Raw genomic sequence first — 18,904 nt, 5'->3', positions numbered from 1 at the left:
TTTAACTCTTCTTCCCCTCGGCCTTCTCCTTCACTTTTTCTTTAAACTTCTTATCCTCTTTCTCTTTTTCCTTTACGGCCTTTTTGATGATCTTTTCCTGCTCTTTTTTGTCGTTTGAATCCGTTTGCTGACTAAGCTTTTTCTCCTGGGCGGGGCCTATGCCTGCGCAGTTTTTTATGCCGTTGAGCAACACGTGCCAAACTGTTTTAAAGAACGGGAAATTTGCAGGGCGGATGTATACAACATTAGTCAATCTTGGTGTTTTATCGCCGTCATCCGGGTTATCGTGTTTTAAAATTACGGTATTGGCCAGGGCGCTGATCAGGGTTTTTTTGGTGTAATCGGGGCGCAGCACATCAACGTTCAGGTCTTTATATAAAAAGGAAACAGTGCCTTTTGATAGCTTTTGGGTGCTGTGAACGTCAAAATCAAAGCTGCTTACCCTGCCCGATGTTATTTTAACCATAGATAGCGGCATCAGAACGGGGTTTACATCGGCCATGTTCATTGGGGCAAGGTGGCCTTTGTAAGAGTAACTGTAAGCAGCATCGTTAAGGTTAAACACAAAATGCAGATCGAACTTTGCCTTACCCATAAAATAGCTGGTAATATTTGCGGTGGCCAGGTTATTCTTTTTCAGGTCTTCCTTACGATTGGTTAGGTTGCGGAACCTGCCGTTTATGTCATTAAACTTTAGATGGCCAAACTTTTTTGATGTTTTATTAAGCTGTGAATACATAAAGCTCATGCGCTTCAGGTCGAGCGTATCAATATTTAAGGTAGCTTTAATAGCATGACGTATGGCCCAGTGCGGGAAGGTTACCAGCCTGTCGGTAGTTTTAAGCTGGCCATTATAGTTGCTGAATACCGCGAAATATCCTTTGTCAATTATCAGTTTTTTAATATCAATAATTTGTGATTTTTGGTAAGTGATATAATCGAAATTGTTAAGCGTTATGTTTTCAAGATGCAGGGTGAAGCGGTCTTTTTTGCTTTTCTGGAAAAACGCGGCCCGGTCTATCGGCTTTAAGTCTAACCCGGTTATGGTAAGCTTTTTTGTTTGGGTGGATAGTTTGGTAGATTTAACTTTAAAGGTGTACAATCCATCGCCCGATTTACTGCTGTAGTTTTTTAATTCGGTAGTAATGTCTTTACAATATAAAAAGCGCGAAGTATCAGTTTGGGTAGCCGAATCTATCAGCAAATCGGTAGCCTTTAAATCCATTTCCTTAAGTTGAGATACGGCAACTTTAGGGCCGGTATAATTGCGTTGCTTGTAATTTATATCAGTAAAAAGTATCTCGCCAACATGCACCAGTTTTAAACTTTTTGAGATTTTTTGGTAAAGGGTACGTTTGTCCTTCTTTGCTGTATCGGTACCCTTATCCGAATATTTACTGATCAATATTTCGGGAGAGTTTAAAGTGATGCGGCCAATATTCAGCTTCTTTTTAAAGTACAGCTCAAATGCGTGCGCGTTTGATATATATAGGCGTTTAACATGCAGTTCATATAAATTATTGGGCGCCGCGCCCCGCTTTTTCATCTGTTTATAAACGACTGTATCTGGCTTAAATGTAATATCGTAAAGCACTGCTTTGCCCTGCAATACATTCAGGTCAAGATCGCTGTAGTTGATGGTGTAAAGACTATCAGTTCCTTTTAAAACAGCTTCTTTTAATTTATCCGAAAGCTTTGGGGCTAAAAAGCTATTAAGAAATAGTGCGGGTATCAATACCAATAATACCAATATGCCCATTACAATGAGCAGTATTTTTTGCCACCTGTGCTTTAAAAATTTAACAGCCATTACTTATTCTCATAATTATTTGTTTTTAAGCAACCCTATGGTGGCTAATCGTTTATTGTAACAACAAAAACCGAAAATTGTTAAACGCTGACAAACTGTCACATCATTATATAAAAATTATGTATTTTTGCTGTTCAATTTTTTAGATGACAATGGATTTGCTTATTCCGGATAAAGTGCATGATGAGAGCAGGCAGGGCGAGGCTTTAATATTAGAGCCTGTTGGTAAACATAATGGGCGTAAGCTTTATATTGAAAGCTATGGCTGTGCCATGAACTTCTCTGACAGTGAAATAGTAGCTTCGATATTAGCCGAGAAAGGTTTTGAAACCACATCAGATTTTAATAATGCCGATGTGATTTTCATTAACACCTGTTCCATTCGTGAGAACGCTGAGGTGCGGGTACGTAACCGACTGAAAGAATTTGCCGGTGCTAAATTTAGAAACCCCGGTATGGTGGTTGGCGTGTTGGGCTGTATGGCCGAGCGTTTAAAAGCCAAATTTTTAGAAGAAGAAAAATTGGTTGATGTTGTGGTTGGCCCCGATGCCTACCGCGATCTGCCAAATTTAATAGAACAGGTTGATAGTGGCCAGCGTGCAGTTAACGTACTGCTTAGCCGCGAAGAAACCTATGCAGATATTAGCCCGGTAAGATTAAACAGCAACGGCATTAATGCCTTTGTATCTATTATGCGTGGCTGCGATAATATGTGCTCGTTTTGCGTAGTGCCTTTTACCCGTGGCCGCGAGCGTAGTCGTGATGCTTATTCTGTTGTAGCTGAATGTAAAGATCTTTTTGATAAAGGCTACCGCGAAGTAACGCTGTTGGGCCAAAATGTGGACTCATACAAATGGACAAAGCCTCACCCTGCCCTCTCCAAAGGAGAGGGTTCTGAAGAGGACGGAAAAGTCCTCTCCTTTGGAGAGGATTTAGGTGAGGCTCCGGAAGTTGTAAACTTTGCCAACCTGTTAGAGATGGTTGCATTGGTTAGTCCGGAGTTGCGTGTGCGTTTTTCCACATCGCACCCTAAAGATATTACCGACGAGGTTTTGCATACCATTGCCAAATACGAGAACATCTGCAATTATATACACCTGCCGGTGCAAAGCGGTAACAGCCGTATCCTGGATATCATGAACCGTACTTACGACCGCGAATGGTATATGAACAGGATAGATGCTATCCGCAGGATAATACCGGAATGTGCTATATCAACAGATGTGATCACCGGTTTTTGCACCGAAACAGAAGACGAGCATAACGATACCGTAACCATGATGGATTACGTAAAGTACGATTTTGCTTACATGTTTAAATACAGCGAAAGGCCGGGTACATTAGCAGCCAAACGTTATGCGGATGATATCCCCGAGGAAATTAAACAACGCCGTTTAGCACAGATCGTAGCCAAGCAGCAGGAATATTCTTTTTACCGGATGCAGGCGCGGATTGGCAAAGTAGAGAAGGTGCTGATAGAAGGCTACTCTAAAAAATCTGACAAAGATTATTGCGGCCGAAGTGATCAGAACGCTATGGTAATATTCCCGGTAAGTGAAAATTACAAACCGGGCCAATATGTAAATGTATTGGTGGAGAGGACTACCTCGGCAACATTGATAGGAACTATTGTTGATTGAGTTAATTGTGTTGATTAAGAGAGTGGTTTGGCAAAGTAACAACTACTCACCAATTCAATCCAATCAACTACTCACTAACAAATATGGATATTCAAGAAATTAAACAACGTTTTGGCATCATCGGTAATTCGCCGTTGTTGAACAGGGCTATAAATATTGCGAACCAGGTTGCACCTACTGATATCTCGGTATTAATTACCGGCGAAAGCGGTAGCGGTAAAGAGGTTTTTTCGCACATCATTCACCAGATGAGTCCGCGCAAGCATGGGCCGTTCATCGCAGTTAACTGCGGTGCTATCCCGGAAGGTACTATTGATTCAGAACTTTTTGGCCACGAAAAAGGTGCTTATACAGGTGCTATTGGCGAACGTAAAGGTTATTTTGAAACCGTTAATGGTGGTACTATATTCCTTGACGAAATTGCCGAGATGCCCTTGGGTACACAGGCGCGTTTGCTACGTGTTTTAGAATCCGGCCAGTATATAAGGGTGGGTTCATCTAAAGTAGAAAAAACTAACGTACGTGTTATTGCCGCAACCAATGTTGATGTTTACGATGCCGTAAAAGCCGGCAGGTTTAGGGAAGACCTTTACTACAGGTTAAATACCGTTCCACTACGGATCCCGCCACTGCGCGATAGGAAAGAAGATGTATTTTTGCTGTTCCGCAAATTCACAGCAGATTTTACTGATAAATACCGCACCCCGCCTATTCAATTGGATGAGGAAGCGCAGCAGGTACTTATCAATTATTCATGGCCGGGTAACGTTCGCCAGTTAAAAAATATGGCCGAGCAATTAGCTGTTTTAGAGCGCGACCGTGTAATAACAGCGGCAACTTTGTCAACCTATATCCCGCATGAAGCCAGCAGGAGCAACCTGCCTATGCGCCTGGATAATCAACCTAAAGAAGATTTTTCTGAAAGGGATATCCTGTATAAAGTGCTGTTTGATATGAAGCGCGATATGGTGGAGTTGAAAAAGCTGGTAGCCGATATTATTGAGCACGGCGGTGTGAGCACCAACTATCAAAACAACTCGCAGGCTATAACCCAATTGTATCGGGATATTGAATTGCCAAACAATAACCACGATGCACAATTTACGCTGCAGCAGCCCGTTAACAATAACGCGGGCAATAGTAATGATTACAACTTAACGCAAGAGGCCGAAGAGGTTGAAGAATCGTTATCGCTGATTGAAAAAGAATCTGACCTGATACGTAAAGCACTTAAAAAGCATAAAGGCAAACGCAAGCTTGCCGCTAACGAGCTGGGTATATCAGAAAGGACTTTGTATCGCAAAATAAAAGAATTAGATTTATAGATATAAATGAGGAGAAGGCAATTTTTAAGCCTGGTAACAACAGGTACCGGCAGTATATTTCTGGCATCGTGTGCCTATAAACTTTCACTTAACGGCGCATCAATACCCCCCGACCTGAAAACAATAGACATACAGTTTTTTGAAAATAATGCACCGCTTGTAGTGAGCACTTTAAGCCAAACTTTTACTGAAGCATTAAAAAACCGTATCCGTACGCAAACAAGCATAAGCATTGTACGTGGCGAGGCAAACGCCACCATGAGCGGGGCTATTATAGGCTATAGCATTGCACCGGTTTCTATACAGGCTACAAATAATAACGCCCCGCCAATTGCAGGAGCAAGCCGTTTAACCATAACGGTTAACGTGAAATATGTATACGAAGCCGATAAAAAGCTTAGTTTTGAAGAACCGTTCACTAAATATAAAGAATTTACAGGCGAAAGTACAGCGCAGGAACAGAGTTTGATACAGGACATAGTTAAGCAGTTAACAGAAGATATTTTTAACAGGGCCTTTGCCAATTGGAATTAATAGGTAATTATTTTAAAAAACCAGGTGGATCAATACTTAGATAACAGGCAAAAAGAAATTTTATGGGACTTGCTGGCCAATCCGGCCGACACAGGTTCGACATATACCCAAAGCCTGGAGCGTTTGGTTCTTGATAATCCGCAAAGCGGGATATTACAGGTATTGCTTGCCCGTGCAGGCAATAAGCAACAATTAAGCAAGGCCGCGGTTTATTATAGCCCCCGTATTTTACACAAACTGGTTAACCACCCCGAAGATCTGGCGGTAGTTAAAAGCTCAAGCATACTTCCTTTAGCGGATAATATCTACATAAATCACCAAAACAATAATAACGGGCAGGAAGAAGTTATTGTAACCGACGAACCACAAACGGAGCCGGTACAAGACGAGTATCAGGATGAAACCTACGAAGAGATAACAGAGGCACCGATTATTGAAGAGGCTGATAAAGAGATAGCTGAATCGACAGAAATTAATAATGAAACCGACGAGATTAAAACAGAACCTGTAATTGAAGGAACTGTTGATCAAAACCCGCCGGAGGCAGATGAAAACTTGTCATCTTTAAAAGAAGAAAACCAGGGTTATGGTTCTCGTTTCCCTAAACCAGATAATAGCCATACGCCAGAGCATCCGCATCACGATATTGAGGATGAGGTGTATGATGAGATAGTAAGTATAGAGGATATTGGTTTTGAGGCCATCGCGAGCGAAGAATATAACGCCCCTGCCGAGCCCGTTACCGAAGCAAGGTTTAGCGACCCTACTATAGAGATGGGGCCCGAAGAAGAAGAGGCATCGTTTGTATTGTTCCATCAGCCGGAGCAGGCTGTGGAGCCGGCGCAAAATGCTGAAAGAAGTATTAACGAGCAGGAAGAACGGCTTATTTTAGGAGGCATAGTAAATGCCGATTATCTGAGATTTGATAAAAAACTGGATGAATTGCGTAATGCTGCACCTGCAGAAAACACATCAAACATAGCAGAACAGCCGCAAACCGTAACTGAGCCAACTGCCGAAACGCAGGAAGTTTCACGTTACGATGATGATAAAATGCCTTATACCTTTATGTGGTGGCTAAATAAAACCCGTAAAGAGCATGCCGGTAATTTTCAGCCTTACGCGGATACAGCAGATAACTTTGGTGGAACCGAAACAGCCGTCCCATCAAAAATGAGTACTGCTGATGAATTGCAGCAACAGTATTACGAAAATATATTCAGCCTTACATCAGCAGGTGGTGTGGATAGGGACGCCGACGCGGCAAGAGTAGAATTTGACCAAAATAAAAAAGAAGATATTATTATAGAGCGGTTCATACATACCGAGCCGCAGATAAAGCCTCTATCGGCAGATAAGCTGGATAATGAGAATAAAGCGAAGAAAAGCTCGGAAGACCAGGACGAACTGGTAACGGAAACACTGGCCCGTATATATAACGACCAGATGCTATATCATAAAGCGATAGCTACTTATAAAAAATTGATATTGAAATTTCCGGAAAAAAAGCTTTACTTTGCTGCCCAGATTGAACAGTTAGAAAAGAAAACCAATTGATATAATAAGAAATGTATTTAGTTTTAATCATCATCACGATCATTTTATGTGTCCTTTTAGGGCTGATCGTATTAATCCAAAACCCTAAAGGCGGCGGTTTAGCATCAAATTTTTCAGGTTCGTCACAATTAATGGGCGTACAAAAAACCGGCGATTTCTTAGAAAAAGGTACCTGGGTGCTGGCTATCAGCATTATGGTTTTATCGCTTATTATTAATGTATCTGTTAAAGGTGGCGCGCAAAAAAGCGACGATCCTCAATTAATGGAGCAAATTAAGAAGGCATCTAAACCATCTGCAGCTCCGGCAACGGCACCATTAAACACGCCTGCAACTACACCTGCACCGGCGCAGCCTGCTCCTAAAAAGTAATTAGCATTTTAAGCACATACCAAAAAAGGCTTTGGATTATTCCAAGGCCTTTTTTGCTGAAAATACGGTTACTGACATGATGGCACTTGTATATTAAGTTCATATGAGCATGTTGTAAGCTTACATGCAAAAGGTGACAATAAAACAGTAAACATGCCAATACATAAAAATTTTGCCGCTTGGCATAATTGATGTGAAAAGCATAAACGAAAACTTAAAATTATAAAATCAAAATAGTATTACTATGTCATTAAACATTAAACCAAGTGCAGACAGAGTGGTTGTTGAAGCTGCTGCTGCAGAAACCAAAACCGCTTCTGGTATTTACATCCCGGAAACAGCACAGGAGAAACCACAAAAAGGAACCATCGTATCTGTTGGCCCTGGTAGGTATGCTGATGCATCAGGCGCCCTTATCCCTATGACCGTTAAAGTTGGTGACGAAGTTTTATATGGTAAATATGCCGGTACCGAGATCACTCTTGATGGTAAGGAATATTTGATCATGCGCGAATCTGACATTTACGCAGTCCTTAACTAATTACTGAATTATAAAGTGACCGATCTTTCCTTCACTTCTTAATCACTAATTCACTAAATCATTAATTCAATAAATAAAAAAATAAATGGCAAAACAAGTTAAATATAATGTTGAGGCACGTGACGCTTTAAAGCGTGGTGTTGATATTTTAGCTAACGCGGTTAAAGTTACATTAGGCCCTAAAGGCCGTCACGTAATTATCGATAAAAAGTTTGGTTCACCAGTTGTTACTAAAGATGGTGTTACTGTAGCTAAAGAAATTGAACTTAAAGACCCTATTGAAAATATGGGTGCACAAATGGTTAAAGAAGTTGCATCAAAAACCGCTGATATTGCAGGTGATGGGACTACTACTGCTACCGTTTTAGCGCAAGCTATTGTTACTGCAGGTATTAAAAACGTTGCAGCAGGTGCAAACCCAATGGATTTGAAACGCGGTATTGATAAAGCGGTTGCTGCTGTAGTAGCAAACTTAAAAGCTCAATCACAAACTGTTGGCGAAGACAACAACAAAATAAAACAAGTAGCTGCTATATCTGCTAATAACGATGAAGTTATCGGCTCATTAATAGCTGAGGCTATGCAAAAAGTTGGTACATCAGGTGTTATCACTGTTGAAGAAGCAAAAGGTACTGAAACTGAAGTTAAAACTGTTGAAGGTATGCAGTTTGACCGTGGTTACCTTTCTCCATACTTTGTTACCAATTCAGATAAAATGGAAGTTGAGTTAGAAAACCCATACATCCTTATCTACGATAAAAAGATCTCTTCAATGAAGGAATTACTTCCTATCCTGGAGAAACAAGTACAAACAGGTAAACCACTTTTAATTATTGCTGAAGATTTAGACGGCGAAGCATTAGCTACCTTAGTAGTTAACAAAATTCGCGGTTCGCTTAAAGTCGCTGCTGTTAAAGCACCAGGCTTTGGCGATCGTCGTAAAGCAATGTTAGAAGATATCGCTGTTTTAACAGGTGGTACGGTAATATCTGAAGAGCGTGGTTACAAATTAGAAAGCGCAGACCTTTCAATGTTAGGCCAGGCAGAAAAGATCACTATTGATAAAGACAACACTACACTTGTTAATGGTTCTGGTGATCATGACTTGATCAAAGGCCGTGTTGGCGAGATCCGTGCGCAGATCGAAACTACTACATCTGATTACGATAAAGAAAAACTTCAGGAACGTTTAGCCAAATTATCTGGCGGTGTTGCGGTATTATACATTGGTGCTGCTTCTGAAGTTGAAATGAAAGAGAAAAAAGACCGTGTTGACGATGCTTTACATGCAACCCGTGCGGCTGTTGAAGAAGGTATTGTTGCAGGTGGTGGCGTTGCCTTCATCCGTGCGGTTGTTGCTTTAACAGATCTTAAAGGTGCTAACGAAGATGAAAACACTGGTATCCAGATCATCCGTCGTGCTATTGAAGAGCCATTACGTCAGATCTGCGATAACGCGGGTATTGAAGGTTCAATAGTTGTACAAAAAGTTAAAGAAGGTTCTGGCGATTTTGGTTACAACGCACGTACCGATAAATACGAGAACTTAATTGGCGCAGGTGTTATCGACCCTACTAAAGTAGGCCGTGTAGCATTAGAGAACGCAGCTTCTATCGCGGCTATGTTGTTAACCACCGAGTGTGTGTTGGCAGACGAGCCTGATGACGACAAAGGTGGCATGCCATCAATGGGCGGCGGCGGTGGCATGGGCGGTATGATGTAATACCCCTAATATAATATCAGGAACCCCTGTCTATTTTTATAGACAGGGATTCTTTGTTTATAGAGCTTTTTCCTTTTTTCTGGATACTGCATGGGTTATCAAATTGAATATTAGCAAGTATTCAATGGTTATTCGCATTTATATTAATTTTATGTAACATTATTATCGTTTGGGTGAATAGGCATAGCATTTGATTATATGCTGGTATGAAACAAATAGTAAAAAAAAGGAGACACATACATAGCCGCATTGTAGAGTGGCTTTTGTTTAAAGGCCCCGAGCTGTTTGTAACCCTGTATAGTTAATAAAAAAGTCTTAATTTTGGCTTCTATCTATGGAGCTTAAAGAATTCTATCACACACTGCACGTTTGGCTGGTAAATTATGGGCCAAAGTTCTTATTCGGAATAGTCCTTTTTTTTGTGGGCCTTTGGGTTATTGGGTTCATTAAATCGAGCCTTACCCGGCGGATGAGCAAAAGGGAGATCCATTCATCTTTACAACCATTTTTTCTAAGCCTGTCTATCACAGCTTTATATGCGGTATTAATTATAACCGTATTTAATGTTGTAGGCTTTCAGCTTACATTTATCAGTACAGTTATTGGTGCCTTAAGTGTGGCTGCAGGTTTGGCATTATCCGGTACATTGCAAAATTTTGCAGGCGGGGTTTTAATATTACTGTTAAAGCCATTCGGAATTGACGACCATATAATTGCCCAGGGGCAAGACGGCCGCGTACAAGCCATACAACTTTTTTATACCGAAATACTTACTGCCGATAATAAAACAGTTATAATACCCAACGGTAAACTGTTTAATGAGGTAATAACCAACATTACCCGCCAGGGTAAACGACGCCTTGATGTAGATTTTAAGCTGGGTTTTGCTGTTGATATTGAGCAGGTGAAAGGCATTTTAGCAAAAGCCATAAAACAAACCCCAAATGTTTTAGATGAACCCGCTACCCGGGTAGGTGTATTGCTACTTGAAGCAGACGGCATGCGTTTTACCGTAAGGGTATGGGTTGAGCCGGTAAATTTTTTGCATACCAAAATAACACTACAGGAAACAATAATTAACGACCTGAAAGCCGCCGGAATAAAACTGCCGGGGATGTAAGTAAACTGCAAATCTCTGCGCTCAATTGCGTAATTTTACCTCATATACAATCTCCAAATTGATGCAACAACGAGAGCAAATTTCTGTATTTGACATGTTCAAGATAGGCATAGGCCCGTCAAGCTCACATACGCTTGGGCCATGGCGTGCCGCGCAGCAATTTGTTGAAGTGTTGCAGCAGCAAGAAGTGCTGCCACTTGTTGTTGAAATAAAAATACTCCTTTACGGTTCGCTGGCCAAAACCGGCAAGGGGCACGGTACCGATATAGCCATACTGCTTGGCCTTAGCGGCGATGACCCGGTAACCTTTGAGGTGGATAAAATAGACACCAAAATAGCCGATATAAACAATACCCATAAACTGCTTTTAAACGGAAGTAAAGAGATAAGTTTCTTTGCTGAAGATGATATGCTGTTCCTGTTTACCGAGAGCCTGCCTTACCACCCAAACGCGGTAACTTTCCAGGCTTTTTTGAGTAACGAAACAGCTGTGTCGGCCACGTTCTATTCTATAGGTGGCGGCTTCGTGGTAAAGGAAGGCGTGCAGAGCCATCATAAAACTGAAGTTGACCTGCCGTTCCCAATTGATACCGCCGGCGACCTGCTGCACTGGTGTATAAAAACGGGACTTAAAATATCCGAAGTGGTAATGGAGAATGAGCTTGCCTGGCGAACCGAACAGGAAACCCGTAACGGCGTGCTCAATATATTTAAAGTGATGCAGGAATGTATGTATCGTGGCTGCCATACCGCGGGGAGCCTTCCCGGCGGCCTTAATGTTGCCCGCCGTGCATGCGCGTTAAATAAGCGCCTGTTAAAAGGCCAAACATATACCAATTATAACGAATGGGTACAGGCCATGCGGCAAACCGGTAACAGTTTCCAGAATATATTAGATTGGGTAAGTTGTTTCGCGCTGGCTGTGAACGAGGAGAATGCCTCTTTTGGCCGTGTGGTAACCGCCCCCACCAATGGCGCGGCAGGTGTTATACCCGCTGTGCTGCAATATTACATATCCTTTTGCGATGGCTTTGATGAGCAAAAAATAATCCAGTTCCTGTTTACCGCATCTGAGATAGGCAGTATCTTCAAAAAAGGCGCTACTATATCCGCGGCCATGGGTGGCTGCCAGGCCGAAATTGGCGTATCATCTGCAATGGCGGCAGCAGCGCTTACAGAGTGTTTAGGTGGCAACCAGCGACAAGTACTAATGGCAGCCGAAATAGCCATGGAACACCACCTGGGCATGACCTGCGACCCTATCGGCGGCCTTGTACAGGTGCCATGTATCGAACGCAATACCATGGGGGCTATAAAAGCTATTACCGCAAGCCAGCTGGCCCTGCAAAGTAACCCGGATAAAGCCAAGGTAAGCCTGGATGCCGTGGTGCGCACCATGTGGCAAACCGCCCAGGATATGAACTCTAAATACAAAGAAACATCAGATGGCGGACTGGCAATAAATATTCCTATTAGTTTGCCGGAGTGTTAAGCACAAAAACGAGACGCGCATGATATCAATTAGATAGAATTACTTTCTCACCATAGTTTCAAGCACCACGTATCTGAGGCCGGTAACGTCGGAAGTTTCGAACCGGAGTGTGAAGGAGTTTTTGTTGATCATTTTAATTTCGGCCCTGCCTTCGTCAAGGTAACCGGCACGGCCCTGTATACCTACCCAATAGTAGTATTTCCCCGATTCGTATTTTATATTGAATTCGCCGGATGAAGTTACGTCGCCTTCCGTATACCCAACGGTTCCATCAGTTTTAAATTCAAAGTCATAAGCATATGCTTCAAGCGGGTCTTCGCGCTCAAGCTTTCCATCACGGTAGCTCTGATATGTTATGCTCGAAACCGTCCATTTGCCAAGTATGGTTTTGGCAGTTATTTCTGTTCCGGGCTGGGCTTCTTTTTTACAGCCGGCAAAAACAAATACAATACAAATAAGGGTAATAAATAAGGCTTTCATAACAGGGTTATAATTACCTAAATATATAAATTTTCTACAAAATTTAAATCACTGTAAAAATAACCCGTAGTTTATTTAAGCACCTCACCTATAAATTCTTGTAAAACCAAAGCGTGGTTATGTTTCTCGTCGTGGGCGGCGTAGAGCAGGGTAATTGTTTTGTGCTTTTTTACAAGATCAAGCAGCTCTTTAACAGCATCATTTTGCATAAGCTCATGCGTATACTTTAGTTGGAACTGGTCCCATTTTGGCGTATCGTGGTTAAACCATTTTCGCAATTCGGTAGAAGGGGCAATTGCTTTCATCCATTCATCAAGATGCGCCGTTTCCTTTTTTACACCGCGTGGCCATAAACGGTCAACCAGTATACGCATACCGTCCTGCTTATCAAAAGGCTCGTAGATCCGTTTTATTTTGATTGTTCCCATGATACTTAACTAATTATATAAAGATAAGCATCAGAGCAAAATGTAAAATTTAATACTTCAACTGTGCATTCACCACCGGGAGCAGTTGGTTCACCCACATACTGTACATGCGGTTAGAAGGGTGCAGGCCATCGTTAGCGGTTAGGCCGTAGTCGTTTGCCGCCTGGCGGGACGAAGGGGTAATATCTACGTAAGCTACACCCAGCGTCTCGGTTTCCTGCTTGTTGATAGCATTAAACCCATCTATCTCCACATTTACTTTGTTAAGATCAAAACCATTGGCTTTGGCAAAGGGGGTAGCACTCCAGTCGGGTATGGATAGTACAAATACATGCTGCTTGTTGCCGCCCGCATAGCTAATGGCAGTATTTAACAGCTCAATAAATTCGGTACGGTAATCTTCCTTGCTATAGCCACGGTACTGGTTGTTTACGCCAATAAGCAGGGTTACTATGTTGTATTGATGGTTTTTTAAATCTCGGGATGTTATGCCTTTTTTAAGATCGCCGGTGGTCCAGCCAGTTACGGCGATGATCTCTGGTTTCTCAACAAAGTGATTGGTCGCATTAAGGTTATGCACCAATTGATAGGGGAACGATTGCTCCTGCGGAACAGCTTCGCCAATGGTGTACGAGTCGCCCAGTGCCAGGTATGTTAGTGAGTCGGAAATAGGCATATTGTTATCAATGGTTTTTACCGCCGGTGGCTGACTTGGTGATTTTGTGCAGGCAGCCAGTGTGCCAATCAAAAATAGTATTGTACGTATCCTCATTAAATCATCTCCATACCAAAAAGTACGGAAATATGATGTTTTAGGATTTCTTTAACTTCGTTTATATCAACCTTTCGGCCCAGTTCTAATTCAATTGAGGTTACCGCCTTATCATCAATGCCGCAGGGAACAATGTTCTTAAAATAATCAAGATCGGTATTTACGTTAAATGACAGCCCGTGCATGGTAACCCACCTGCTACAGCGTACACCCATAGCACAGACCTTTCGGGCGTGCTCGTTATCAGCATCAAACCAAACACCGGTATAACCGGGGTAGCGTTCGCCTTTAAGGCTATAATGGGCAAGGGTAAGAATAATGGCTTCTTCCAGCGTGCGCAGGTAAAGGTGTATATCGGTAAAAAAGTTGTCGAGGTCTAAAATAGGGTAACTTACTAATTGGCCGGGGCCATGGTAGGTAATATCGCCGCCACGATTAACTGGGTAATAAACGGCGTTTTTATCTTTAAGGCCCTGCTCATCCAGCAATAAATGCTCGGCTTTGCCGCTTTTACCTAATGTGTATACATGCGGGTGCTCGCAAAAAACAAGGTAGTTAGGTGTAATGGTATCGTCGAACCCGGGATCGCCTTCGGCAAGTACAGGCGTACGGTTACGGATCTCGGTTTTTAGCTTAACGGTTTCGCCAAACAGTGTTTCCTGTCGCTGCCATGCTACCTGATAATCGGTTAATCCCCAATCCTGAAAAATTACTTTTTTGTTCTTCATTATTATCCCTTCACGTATCCTATCATATAATCTTCGTATTGCAGGTAGCCAACTTCGTAATCTATGTTAACTTCGCCCTTGTGTAATTTAGCCTGCAGCATATCATGGTGCTGAAAGGTAAAAGGCTGCAAAGATATATTATCGGCAAATGATACCTCTTTTTGGCCGTAACATTTATACACGGCCTCCTTAGCGCACCAGCACACATACAATTGCTGAATTTTATGTCGGTCTTCAATAAAAGCTATTTCTTCGGGGCGCATAAACTTATGGGCAATGCGCTCTACTTTTTCTTTTATCTGTTCAATATCGATACCTACAGGGCTGGTTTTGCTGATCATTACCGCGGCATAATCAAACGAGTGGCTTAACGATATATGGTAGGGTAGGCTCACCAGGTAAGGTTTGCCATGGCTATCAACCTTACTGTCAATAAATTCTTCGGTACGCAGCATTTTACGCAGCAAAACGCGTGTGCCCAGCCAGTGCAGGTAGCGCTTGCTCTTGCTTAGTTTTTTGGTGTAGGCCTTTTCGGTTTCGTCCAGTTGCAGCTGTTTGTATAGCTCGTCGGCGGTTTCCTCTATCTTCCACAGCGCAAACTCTGTATCATCATCAATTTGTTGTCGGTACGCTATTGCCATGAATGGTAAAATTGCAAAAAAGGTTGCCAATTTATATCAGCTAAATATAATAATTAACGATAATTTTTCTGATTGTAACTATTCGGGTAAAACGTACGTCATACTATTAGTTAAACAGTTTTTATCGCAATTAACACACAATGAAGAAGATATACATAGCGGCCGCTGTTTTATTAGCCGTGGCCATAACAGAAGGATGCATGAAGCAGCGTATAGCTAATACCACAACAAAAAGCATAGAGGTGCAAAAGCACATTAAAACCTTGGGGTAGGATATTGTGTAGGTGAATACCAGCAACCGGTGGTTCAATTTGGCCGCATTGTGCAATTTGTACAGGCGGCTTTGTTGTTTTTATACTTGGCAGGGCGCGTAATAATTATTGGCAGTTAGGCCAATTAATTATAATTTAGGGCAGCAATATACTTATGATTTTATCAGACAAACGCATCCTCGAAGAAATTGAAAAAGGAACCATTATAATTGAGCCATTTAAGCCGGAATGCCTGGGTACAAACTCGTACGATGTGCATTTAAGCAAACACCTGGCAACTTATAAAGACAGGGTTTTGGATGCTAAGCTGCATAATGAGATAATTAGTTTTGAGATCCCTAAAGAAGGTTTTATTCTACAGCCAAATACCCTGTACCTGGGGGTGACAGTAGAGTACACCGAAACACATAAGCATGTGCCGTTTTTAGAGGGGAAATCGAGCACGGGCAGGTTGGGTATTGATATACATGCTACCGCTGGTAAAGGCGATGTAGGTTTCTGTAATACCTGGACGCTGGAGATATCATGTGCGCAGCCGGTTAAAATATATGCAGGCATGCCTATTGGCCAGTTAATATATTTTGTTGTTGAAGGCGAAATAGCGACCTTATACAATACTAAAAGTAACGCGAAGTATAATAACCCAACAACGCGCCCCGTTGAGAGCATGATGTGGAAGAATAAGTTTTAATGCTATAGGTAATCACAATAATCTGTTAGCATTGTTTATTAATGTGATTTATCTGTGAATTATGGCCTATAAACGTTTCTTTACAGGGCTATTTTTAGCCATCAGTATTATCGGTATTTACAGTTTTAGCATCGATGATGATATCATTACCAGGATTCAACGCCAGTTGGAAAAATGGACGGATAACCATCCGATAGAAAAAGTACACCTGCATCTTGATAAACCATATTATACCGCCGGCGATGATATATGGTTTAAAGCCTATGTAATTACGGGCCTTTTGCATCGCTTACAGCCAGATAGCGGTATTTTGAATGTAGAATTGGTTGATGGGCAGGATAGCATTAAGCAAAGCCTGAAATTGCAATTAAAGAATGGCCTTGCCTTTGGTGATTTCGCCCTGCCCGATACCCTGCACGAGGGCAATTACCGCATACGGGCCTACACCCAATACATGCAAAATTATGGCAGCGAGTATATTTTTGATAAGGCGATAAGCATAGGCAACGTAATAACCAATAAGGTTTTTACAAAAACAACCTTTAATCACGCGGCCCAAAACGGGCAGAGTATTATTAACACAACTATAAATTATAGCGATATAAACGGGGTTGCTTATGTGGGTAATACGGTTAATTATACGGTGTTATTAAATAATGCTATTGTAACAAAAGGCAAAGGTGTTACCGATAGCGAAGGCAACCTGCACCTGAGTTTTGCCGGGGATAATCCCGCTTTGTTAAGCAGGGGGCGCATAGTTACCGGCTTAGTAATATCAAAAGGGAACATAGCATACAAAAGCACACCGATAAGGGCAATGGCCGGTGGGGCTGATGTTCAGTTTTTCCCGGAGGGGGGTAGTATGGTGAATGGCACAGCCACCAAAATTGCGTTTAAAGCCATCGGTACAGATGGCCTGGGGGTTGATATAAAAGGGAATATTGTAGATAATGCGGGTAATAAAGTGGCCGCCATAAACACCTCGCACCTGGGGATGGGCGCATTTGAATTTACCCCGCAGGGCGGTAAAGCCTATAAGGCAGAAATTGTTTACCCGGATGGATCTAAAGGTTCGGCAAGCCTGCCCAAAGCTGCCGATAAAGGGTATGTCCTCAACATTTCTTCGCCCGATGCTCAAAATTTAAAAGTAACTGTTACTGCTGTAAAACAACCCGGCGATGGTTTTAGCCTGGTTGCCCAAAGCGCCGGCAAAATATATTATGCGGCTAAAAGTAAACCCGGCACCAACCAGTTTTTGGCCGTTGTGCCAAAAAATAAATTCCCTTCGGGCATAGCGCAATTCACCTTATTTTCCTCAACAGGCGAGCCGCTAAACGAGCGGTTGGTGTTTATCCAAAACCCACAAGATCGGTTAAATTTATCAGTAACCGCAGATAACCAAAGCTACTCGCCAAGGCAAAAAGTTAAATTGAATATTGATGCTAAAGATAATGAAGGCAAAGCGGCGGCAGGTAGCTTTTCTGTATCTGTGGTTGATGAAACCAAGGTGCCGGTTAATGAAAACAACGAGAACAATATCCTGGCTAACCTGCTGCTTACTTCAGATCTGAAAGGATATGTTGAACAACCGGCCTATTATTTTAATAACGTTAATGATAAAACCAGCGCCGATCTGGATGCGCTTATGCTAACCCAGGGGTATCACCGGTTTGAATGGAGAAACGTGCAGAGCGGAACACAATCGCCCAATCGTTATCCGCGGGAAACTACTTTTACTATATCCGGCAGGATTACAACACCATCTGGCGGCCCCGTGGTAAATGGCAAGGTAGAATTGATAAATTTTGATGACGGATTACTTAAGCTGGATGCTGTTACCGACCAAAATGGGCGTTTCGCATTTAAAGACATCATATATGCAGACAGCCTTAAATTTTTGATACAGGCACGTACTGCCAAAAATAAAAGGGATGTAGTGATAAAGATGGATACTATATCGCCGCCACCCGCTTCTGATTATAAGAACGCCGCGGATTTTGATGTAAATACAGGTAGCAGCGTTACTGCCTACGCGCAAAACAACAAACAGTTATATTTCGAACAAATGAAATATGGCCTGGGTAACCATGTAATAAGTTTACGGGAGGTGCAGATAAGGGAAAAGCGAAATGCGCTTAAGCATTCATCAAATTTAAATGGGCCCGGTAATGCCGATCAGGTTTTATTAAGTAAAGACCTGGTTAACTATGGCTGTATACGCCTGTCGGATTGCCTGCAGGGGCGCTTGCTTGGTGTACTGTTCCGCAATGGGGTGCCAATAACAACCCGGGGCGGGGGGCGTATGCTTGTTATAATTGATGGGGTATATAGCGATGCCGGCTTTATGAATAGCCTGAACATTAATGATGTACAATCTATAGAAGTATTGCGTAATATAGGCACGGCCGGCATTTATGGCGGCAGGGGCGGTAATGGCGTTTTAATAGTTACTACCAAGCGTGGCGATGAGCCTACCTATTACCCGCAAACCTTTGGCCGGGGCATAATACCTTATAAGCCTAAAGGCATATACAAGGCACGCGCTTTTTATTCGCCGCGGTATGATGCTAAAACGAATGAAAAGCTTGCCGATCTACGTACTACTATATTCTGGAAACCTGATGTAGTAATAGCTGGCGGTAAGGCATCAATAGAATTTAATAATGCAGGCAGTAATGGTACCTATCGCGTGGTTGTAGAAGGTATTGATAGTGAAGGGAATATTGGCAGGCAGGTATTTAGGTATAAGGTGGAGTAAGTCAAAAGTCAAAAGTCAAGA

18 protein-coding genes are annotated in these 18,904 nt (G+C 42.3%); 12 read left to right on the top strand and 6 right to left on the bottom strand.

What is annotated here, in order from left to right; all coding sequences use genetic code 11:
• Position 1: 1 nt before the first annotated feature.
• A complete protein-coding gene (locus JWQ85_RS07860; RefSeq protein WP_299466498.1) occupies positions 2 to 1,810 on the bottom strand; it encodes a hypothetical protein in 1,809 nt (602 codons plus the stop codon).
• Positions 1,811 to 1,962: 152 nt separating this feature from the next.
• On the opposite strand from JWQ85_RS07860, the gene JWQ85_RS07855 reads away from it, so the two are divergent.
• From JWQ85_RS07855 to JWQ85_RS07815, 9 genes are all read left to right on the top strand, one after another.
• Complete coding sequence (locus JWQ85_RS07855; RefSeq protein WP_299466495.1) at positions 1,963 to 3,450, top strand: MiaB/RimO family radical SAM methylthiotransferase; 1,488 nt, start codon at positions 1,963 to 1,965, stop codon at positions 3,448 to 3,450.
• A gap of 83 nt (positions 3,451 to 3,533) precedes the next feature.
• A complete protein-coding gene (locus tag JWQ85_RS07850; protein ID WP_299466492.1) occupies positions 3,534 to 4,775 on the top strand; it encodes a sigma-54-dependent Fis family transcriptional regulator in 1,242 nt (413 codons plus the stop codon).
• A gap of 6 nt (positions 4,776 to 4,781) precedes the next feature.
• Positions 4,782 to 5,309: an LptE family protein gene (gene lptE, locus JWQ85_RS07845; RefSeq protein WP_299466490.1), complete on the top strand. Its 528-nt coding sequence runs from the start codon at positions 4,782 to 4,784 to the stop codon at positions 5,307 to 5,309.
• A 24-nt stretch (positions 5,310 to 5,333) separates the two neighbouring features.
• Positions 5,334 to 6,866 (top strand): hypothetical protein, encoded by a 1,533-nt coding sequence (locus JWQ85_RS07840; protein ID WP_299466487.1) that lies wholly within the window; start codon positions 5,334 to 5,336, stop codon positions 6,864 to 6,866.
• Positions 6,867 to 6,877: 11 nt separating this feature from the next.
• On the top strand, positions 6,878 to 7,237 hold the full coding sequence (secG, locus tag JWQ85_RS07835; RefSeq protein WP_299466484.1) for a preprotein translocase subunit SecG: 360 nt from the start codon (positions 6,878 to 6,880) through the stop codon (positions 7,235 to 7,237).
• A gap of 244 nt (positions 7,238 to 7,481) precedes the next feature.
• Positions 7,482 to 7,778 carry a co-chaperone GroES gene (gene groES, locus JWQ85_RS07830; protein ID WP_299466481.1) on the top strand — a complete coding sequence of 99 codons (297 nt, stop codon included), beginning with the start codon at positions 7,482 to 7,484 and terminating at the stop codon, positions 7,776 to 7,778.
• 85 nt (positions 7,779 to 7,863) lie between these two features.
• Complete coding sequence (gene groL, locus JWQ85_RS07825; protein ID WP_299466478.1) at positions 7,864 to 9,501, top strand: chaperonin GroEL; 1,638 nt, start codon at positions 7,864 to 7,866, stop codon at positions 9,499 to 9,501.
• Between the two features lie 334 nt (positions 9,502 to 9,835).
• On the top strand, positions 9,836 to 10,621 hold the full coding sequence (locus tag JWQ85_RS07820) for a mechanosensitive ion channel family protein (RefSeq protein WP_299466475.1): 786 nt from the start codon (positions 9,836 to 9,838) through the stop codon (positions 10,619 to 10,621).
• Between the two features lie 61 nt (positions 10,622 to 10,682).
• Positions 10,683 to 12,113 carry an L-serine ammonia-lyase gene (locus JWQ85_RS07815; protein WP_299466472.1) on the top strand — a complete coding sequence of 477 codons (1,431 nt, stop codon included), beginning with the start codon at positions 10,683 to 10,685 and terminating at the stop codon, positions 12,111 to 12,113.
• A gap of 39 nt (positions 12,114 to 12,152) precedes the next feature.
• On the opposite strand, the gene JWQ85_RS07810 is transcribed toward JWQ85_RS07815, so the two are convergent.
• From JWQ85_RS07810 to JWQ85_RS07790, 5 genes are all read right to left on the bottom strand, one after another.
• Positions 12,153 to 12,593, bottom strand: a complete 441-nt coding sequence (locus JWQ85_RS07810) for a hypothetical protein (protein WP_299466469.1) — start codon at positions 12,591 to 12,593, stop codon at positions 12,153 to 12,155.
• Between the two features lie 71 nt (positions 12,594 to 12,664).
• Positions 12,665 to 13,021 carry a DUF488 domain-containing protein gene (locus JWQ85_RS07805; RefSeq protein ID WP_299466466.1) on the bottom strand — a complete coding sequence of 119 codons (357 nt, stop codon included), beginning with the start codon at positions 13,019 to 13,021 and terminating at the stop codon, positions 12,665 to 12,667.
• A 49-nt stretch (positions 13,022 to 13,070) separates the two neighbouring features.
• Entirely contained in the window at positions 13,071 to 13,793 is a 723-nt protein-coding gene (locus JWQ85_RS07800) for an SGNH/GDSL hydrolase family protein (RefSeq protein ID WP_299466463.1), read from the bottom strand.
• Entirely contained in the window at positions 13,793 to 14,521 is a 729-nt protein-coding gene (gene lipB, locus JWQ85_RS07795; RefSeq protein WP_299466461.1) for a lipoyl(octanoyl) transferase LipB, read from the bottom strand. The genes JWQ85_RS07800 and lipB overlap by 1 nt, the downstream gene beginning before the upstream one ends.
• Before the next feature lie 2 nt (positions 14,522 to 14,523).
• On the bottom strand, positions 14,524 to 15,162 hold the full coding sequence (locus tag JWQ85_RS07790; RefSeq protein WP_299466458.1) for a 4'-phosphopantetheinyl transferase superfamily protein: 639 nt from the start codon (positions 15,160 to 15,162) through the stop codon (positions 14,524 to 14,526).
• A 140-nt stretch (positions 15,163 to 15,302) separates the two neighbouring features.
• Here JWQ85_RS07790 and JWQ85_RS07785 point away from each other — a divergent pair, with 140 nt between their 5' ends.
• From JWQ85_RS07785 to JWQ85_RS07775, 3 genes are all read left to right on the top strand, one after another.
• A complete protein-coding gene (locus JWQ85_RS07785; RefSeq protein ID WP_299466455.1) occupies positions 15,303 to 15,434 on the top strand; it encodes a hypothetical protein in 132 nt (43 codons plus the stop codon).
• A gap of 154 nt (positions 15,435 to 15,588) precedes the next feature.
• Entirely contained in the window at positions 15,589 to 16,125 is a 537-nt protein-coding gene (dcd, locus tag JWQ85_RS07780) for a dCTP deaminase (protein ID WP_299466453.1), read from the top strand.
• Between the two features lie 61 nt (positions 16,126 to 16,186).
• On the top strand, positions 16,187 to 18,883 hold the full coding sequence (locus JWQ85_RS07775) for a TonB-dependent receptor plug domain-containing protein (RefSeq protein ID WP_299466450.1): 2,697 nt from the start codon (positions 16,187 to 16,189) through the stop codon (positions 18,881 to 18,883).
• The last annotated feature ends 21 nt before the right edge of the window (positions 18,884 to 18,904 follow it).

It is taken from the genome of Mucilaginibacter sp. (assembly GCF_028288105.1).
Classification (GTDB): Bacteria; Bacteroidota; Bacteroidia; order Sphingobacteriales; family Sphingobacteriaceae; genus Mucilaginibacter.
The sequence above is the reverse complement of the archived record's forward strand: the minus strand, read 5'-3'. Positions and strand labels throughout refer to the sequence as shown.

Coding starts and splice junctions, on each gene's coding strand:
- JWQ85_RS07815 (WP_299466472.1), top strand. CDS start 10,683: ATGCAACAACGAGAGCAAATTTCTGTATTTGACATGTTCAAGATAGGC.
- secG (WP_299466484.1), top strand. CDS start 6,878: ATGTATTTAGTTTTAATCATCATCACGATCATTTTATGTGTCCTTTTA.
- JWQ85_RS07785 (WP_299466455.1), top strand. CDS start 15,303: ATGAAGAAGATATACATAGCGGCCGCTGTTTTATTAGCCGTGGCCATA.
- groL (WP_299466478.1), top strand. CDS start 7,864: ATGGCAAAACAAGTTAAATATAATGTTGAGGCACGTGACGCTTTAAAG.
- JWQ85_RS07850 (WP_299466492.1), top strand. CDS start 3,534: ATGGATATTCAAGAAATTAAACAACGTTTTGGCATCATCGGTAATTCG.
- JWQ85_RS07805 (WP_299466466.1), bottom strand. CDS start 13,021: ATGGGAACAATCAAAATAAAACGGATCTACGAGCCTTTTGATAAGCAG.
- groES (WP_299466481.1), top strand. CDS start 7,482: ATGTCATTAAACATTAAACCAAGTGCAGACAGAGTGGTTGTTGAAGCT.
- JWQ85_RS07820 (WP_299466475.1), top strand. CDS start 9,836: ATGGAGCTTAAAGAATTCTATCACACACTGCACGTTTGGCTGGTAAAT.
- lipB (WP_299466461.1), bottom strand. CDS start 14,521: ATGAAGAACAAAAAAGTAATTTTTCAGGATTGGGGATTAACCGATTAT.
- lptE (WP_299466490.1), top strand. CDS start 4,782: ATGAGGAGAAGGCAATTTTTAAGCCTGGTAACAACAGGTACCGGCAGT.
- dcd (WP_299466453.1), top strand. CDS start 15,589: ATGATTTTATCAGACAAACGCATCCTCGAAGAAATTGAAAAAGGAACC.
- JWQ85_RS07790 (WP_299466458.1), bottom strand. CDS start 15,162: ATGGCAATAGCGTACCGACAACAAATTGATGATGATACAGAGTTTGCG.
- JWQ85_RS07775 (WP_299466450.1), top strand. CDS start 16,187: ATGGCCTATAAACGTTTCTTTACAGGGCTATTTTTAGCCATCAGTATT.
- JWQ85_RS07810 (WP_299466469.1), bottom strand. CDS start 12,593: ATGAAAGCCTTATTTATTACCCTTATTTGTATTGTATTTGTTTTTGCC.
- JWQ85_RS07860 (WP_299466498.1), bottom strand. CDS start 1,810: ATGGCTGTTAAATTTTTAAAGCACAGGTGGCAAAAAATACTGCTCATT.
- JWQ85_RS07800 (WP_299466463.1), bottom strand. CDS start 13,793: ATGAGGATACGTACAATACTATTTTTGATTGGCACACTGGCTGCCTGC.
- JWQ85_RS07855 (WP_299466495.1), top strand. CDS start 1,963: ATGGATTTGCTTATTCCGGATAAAGTGCATGATGAGAGCAGGCAGGGC.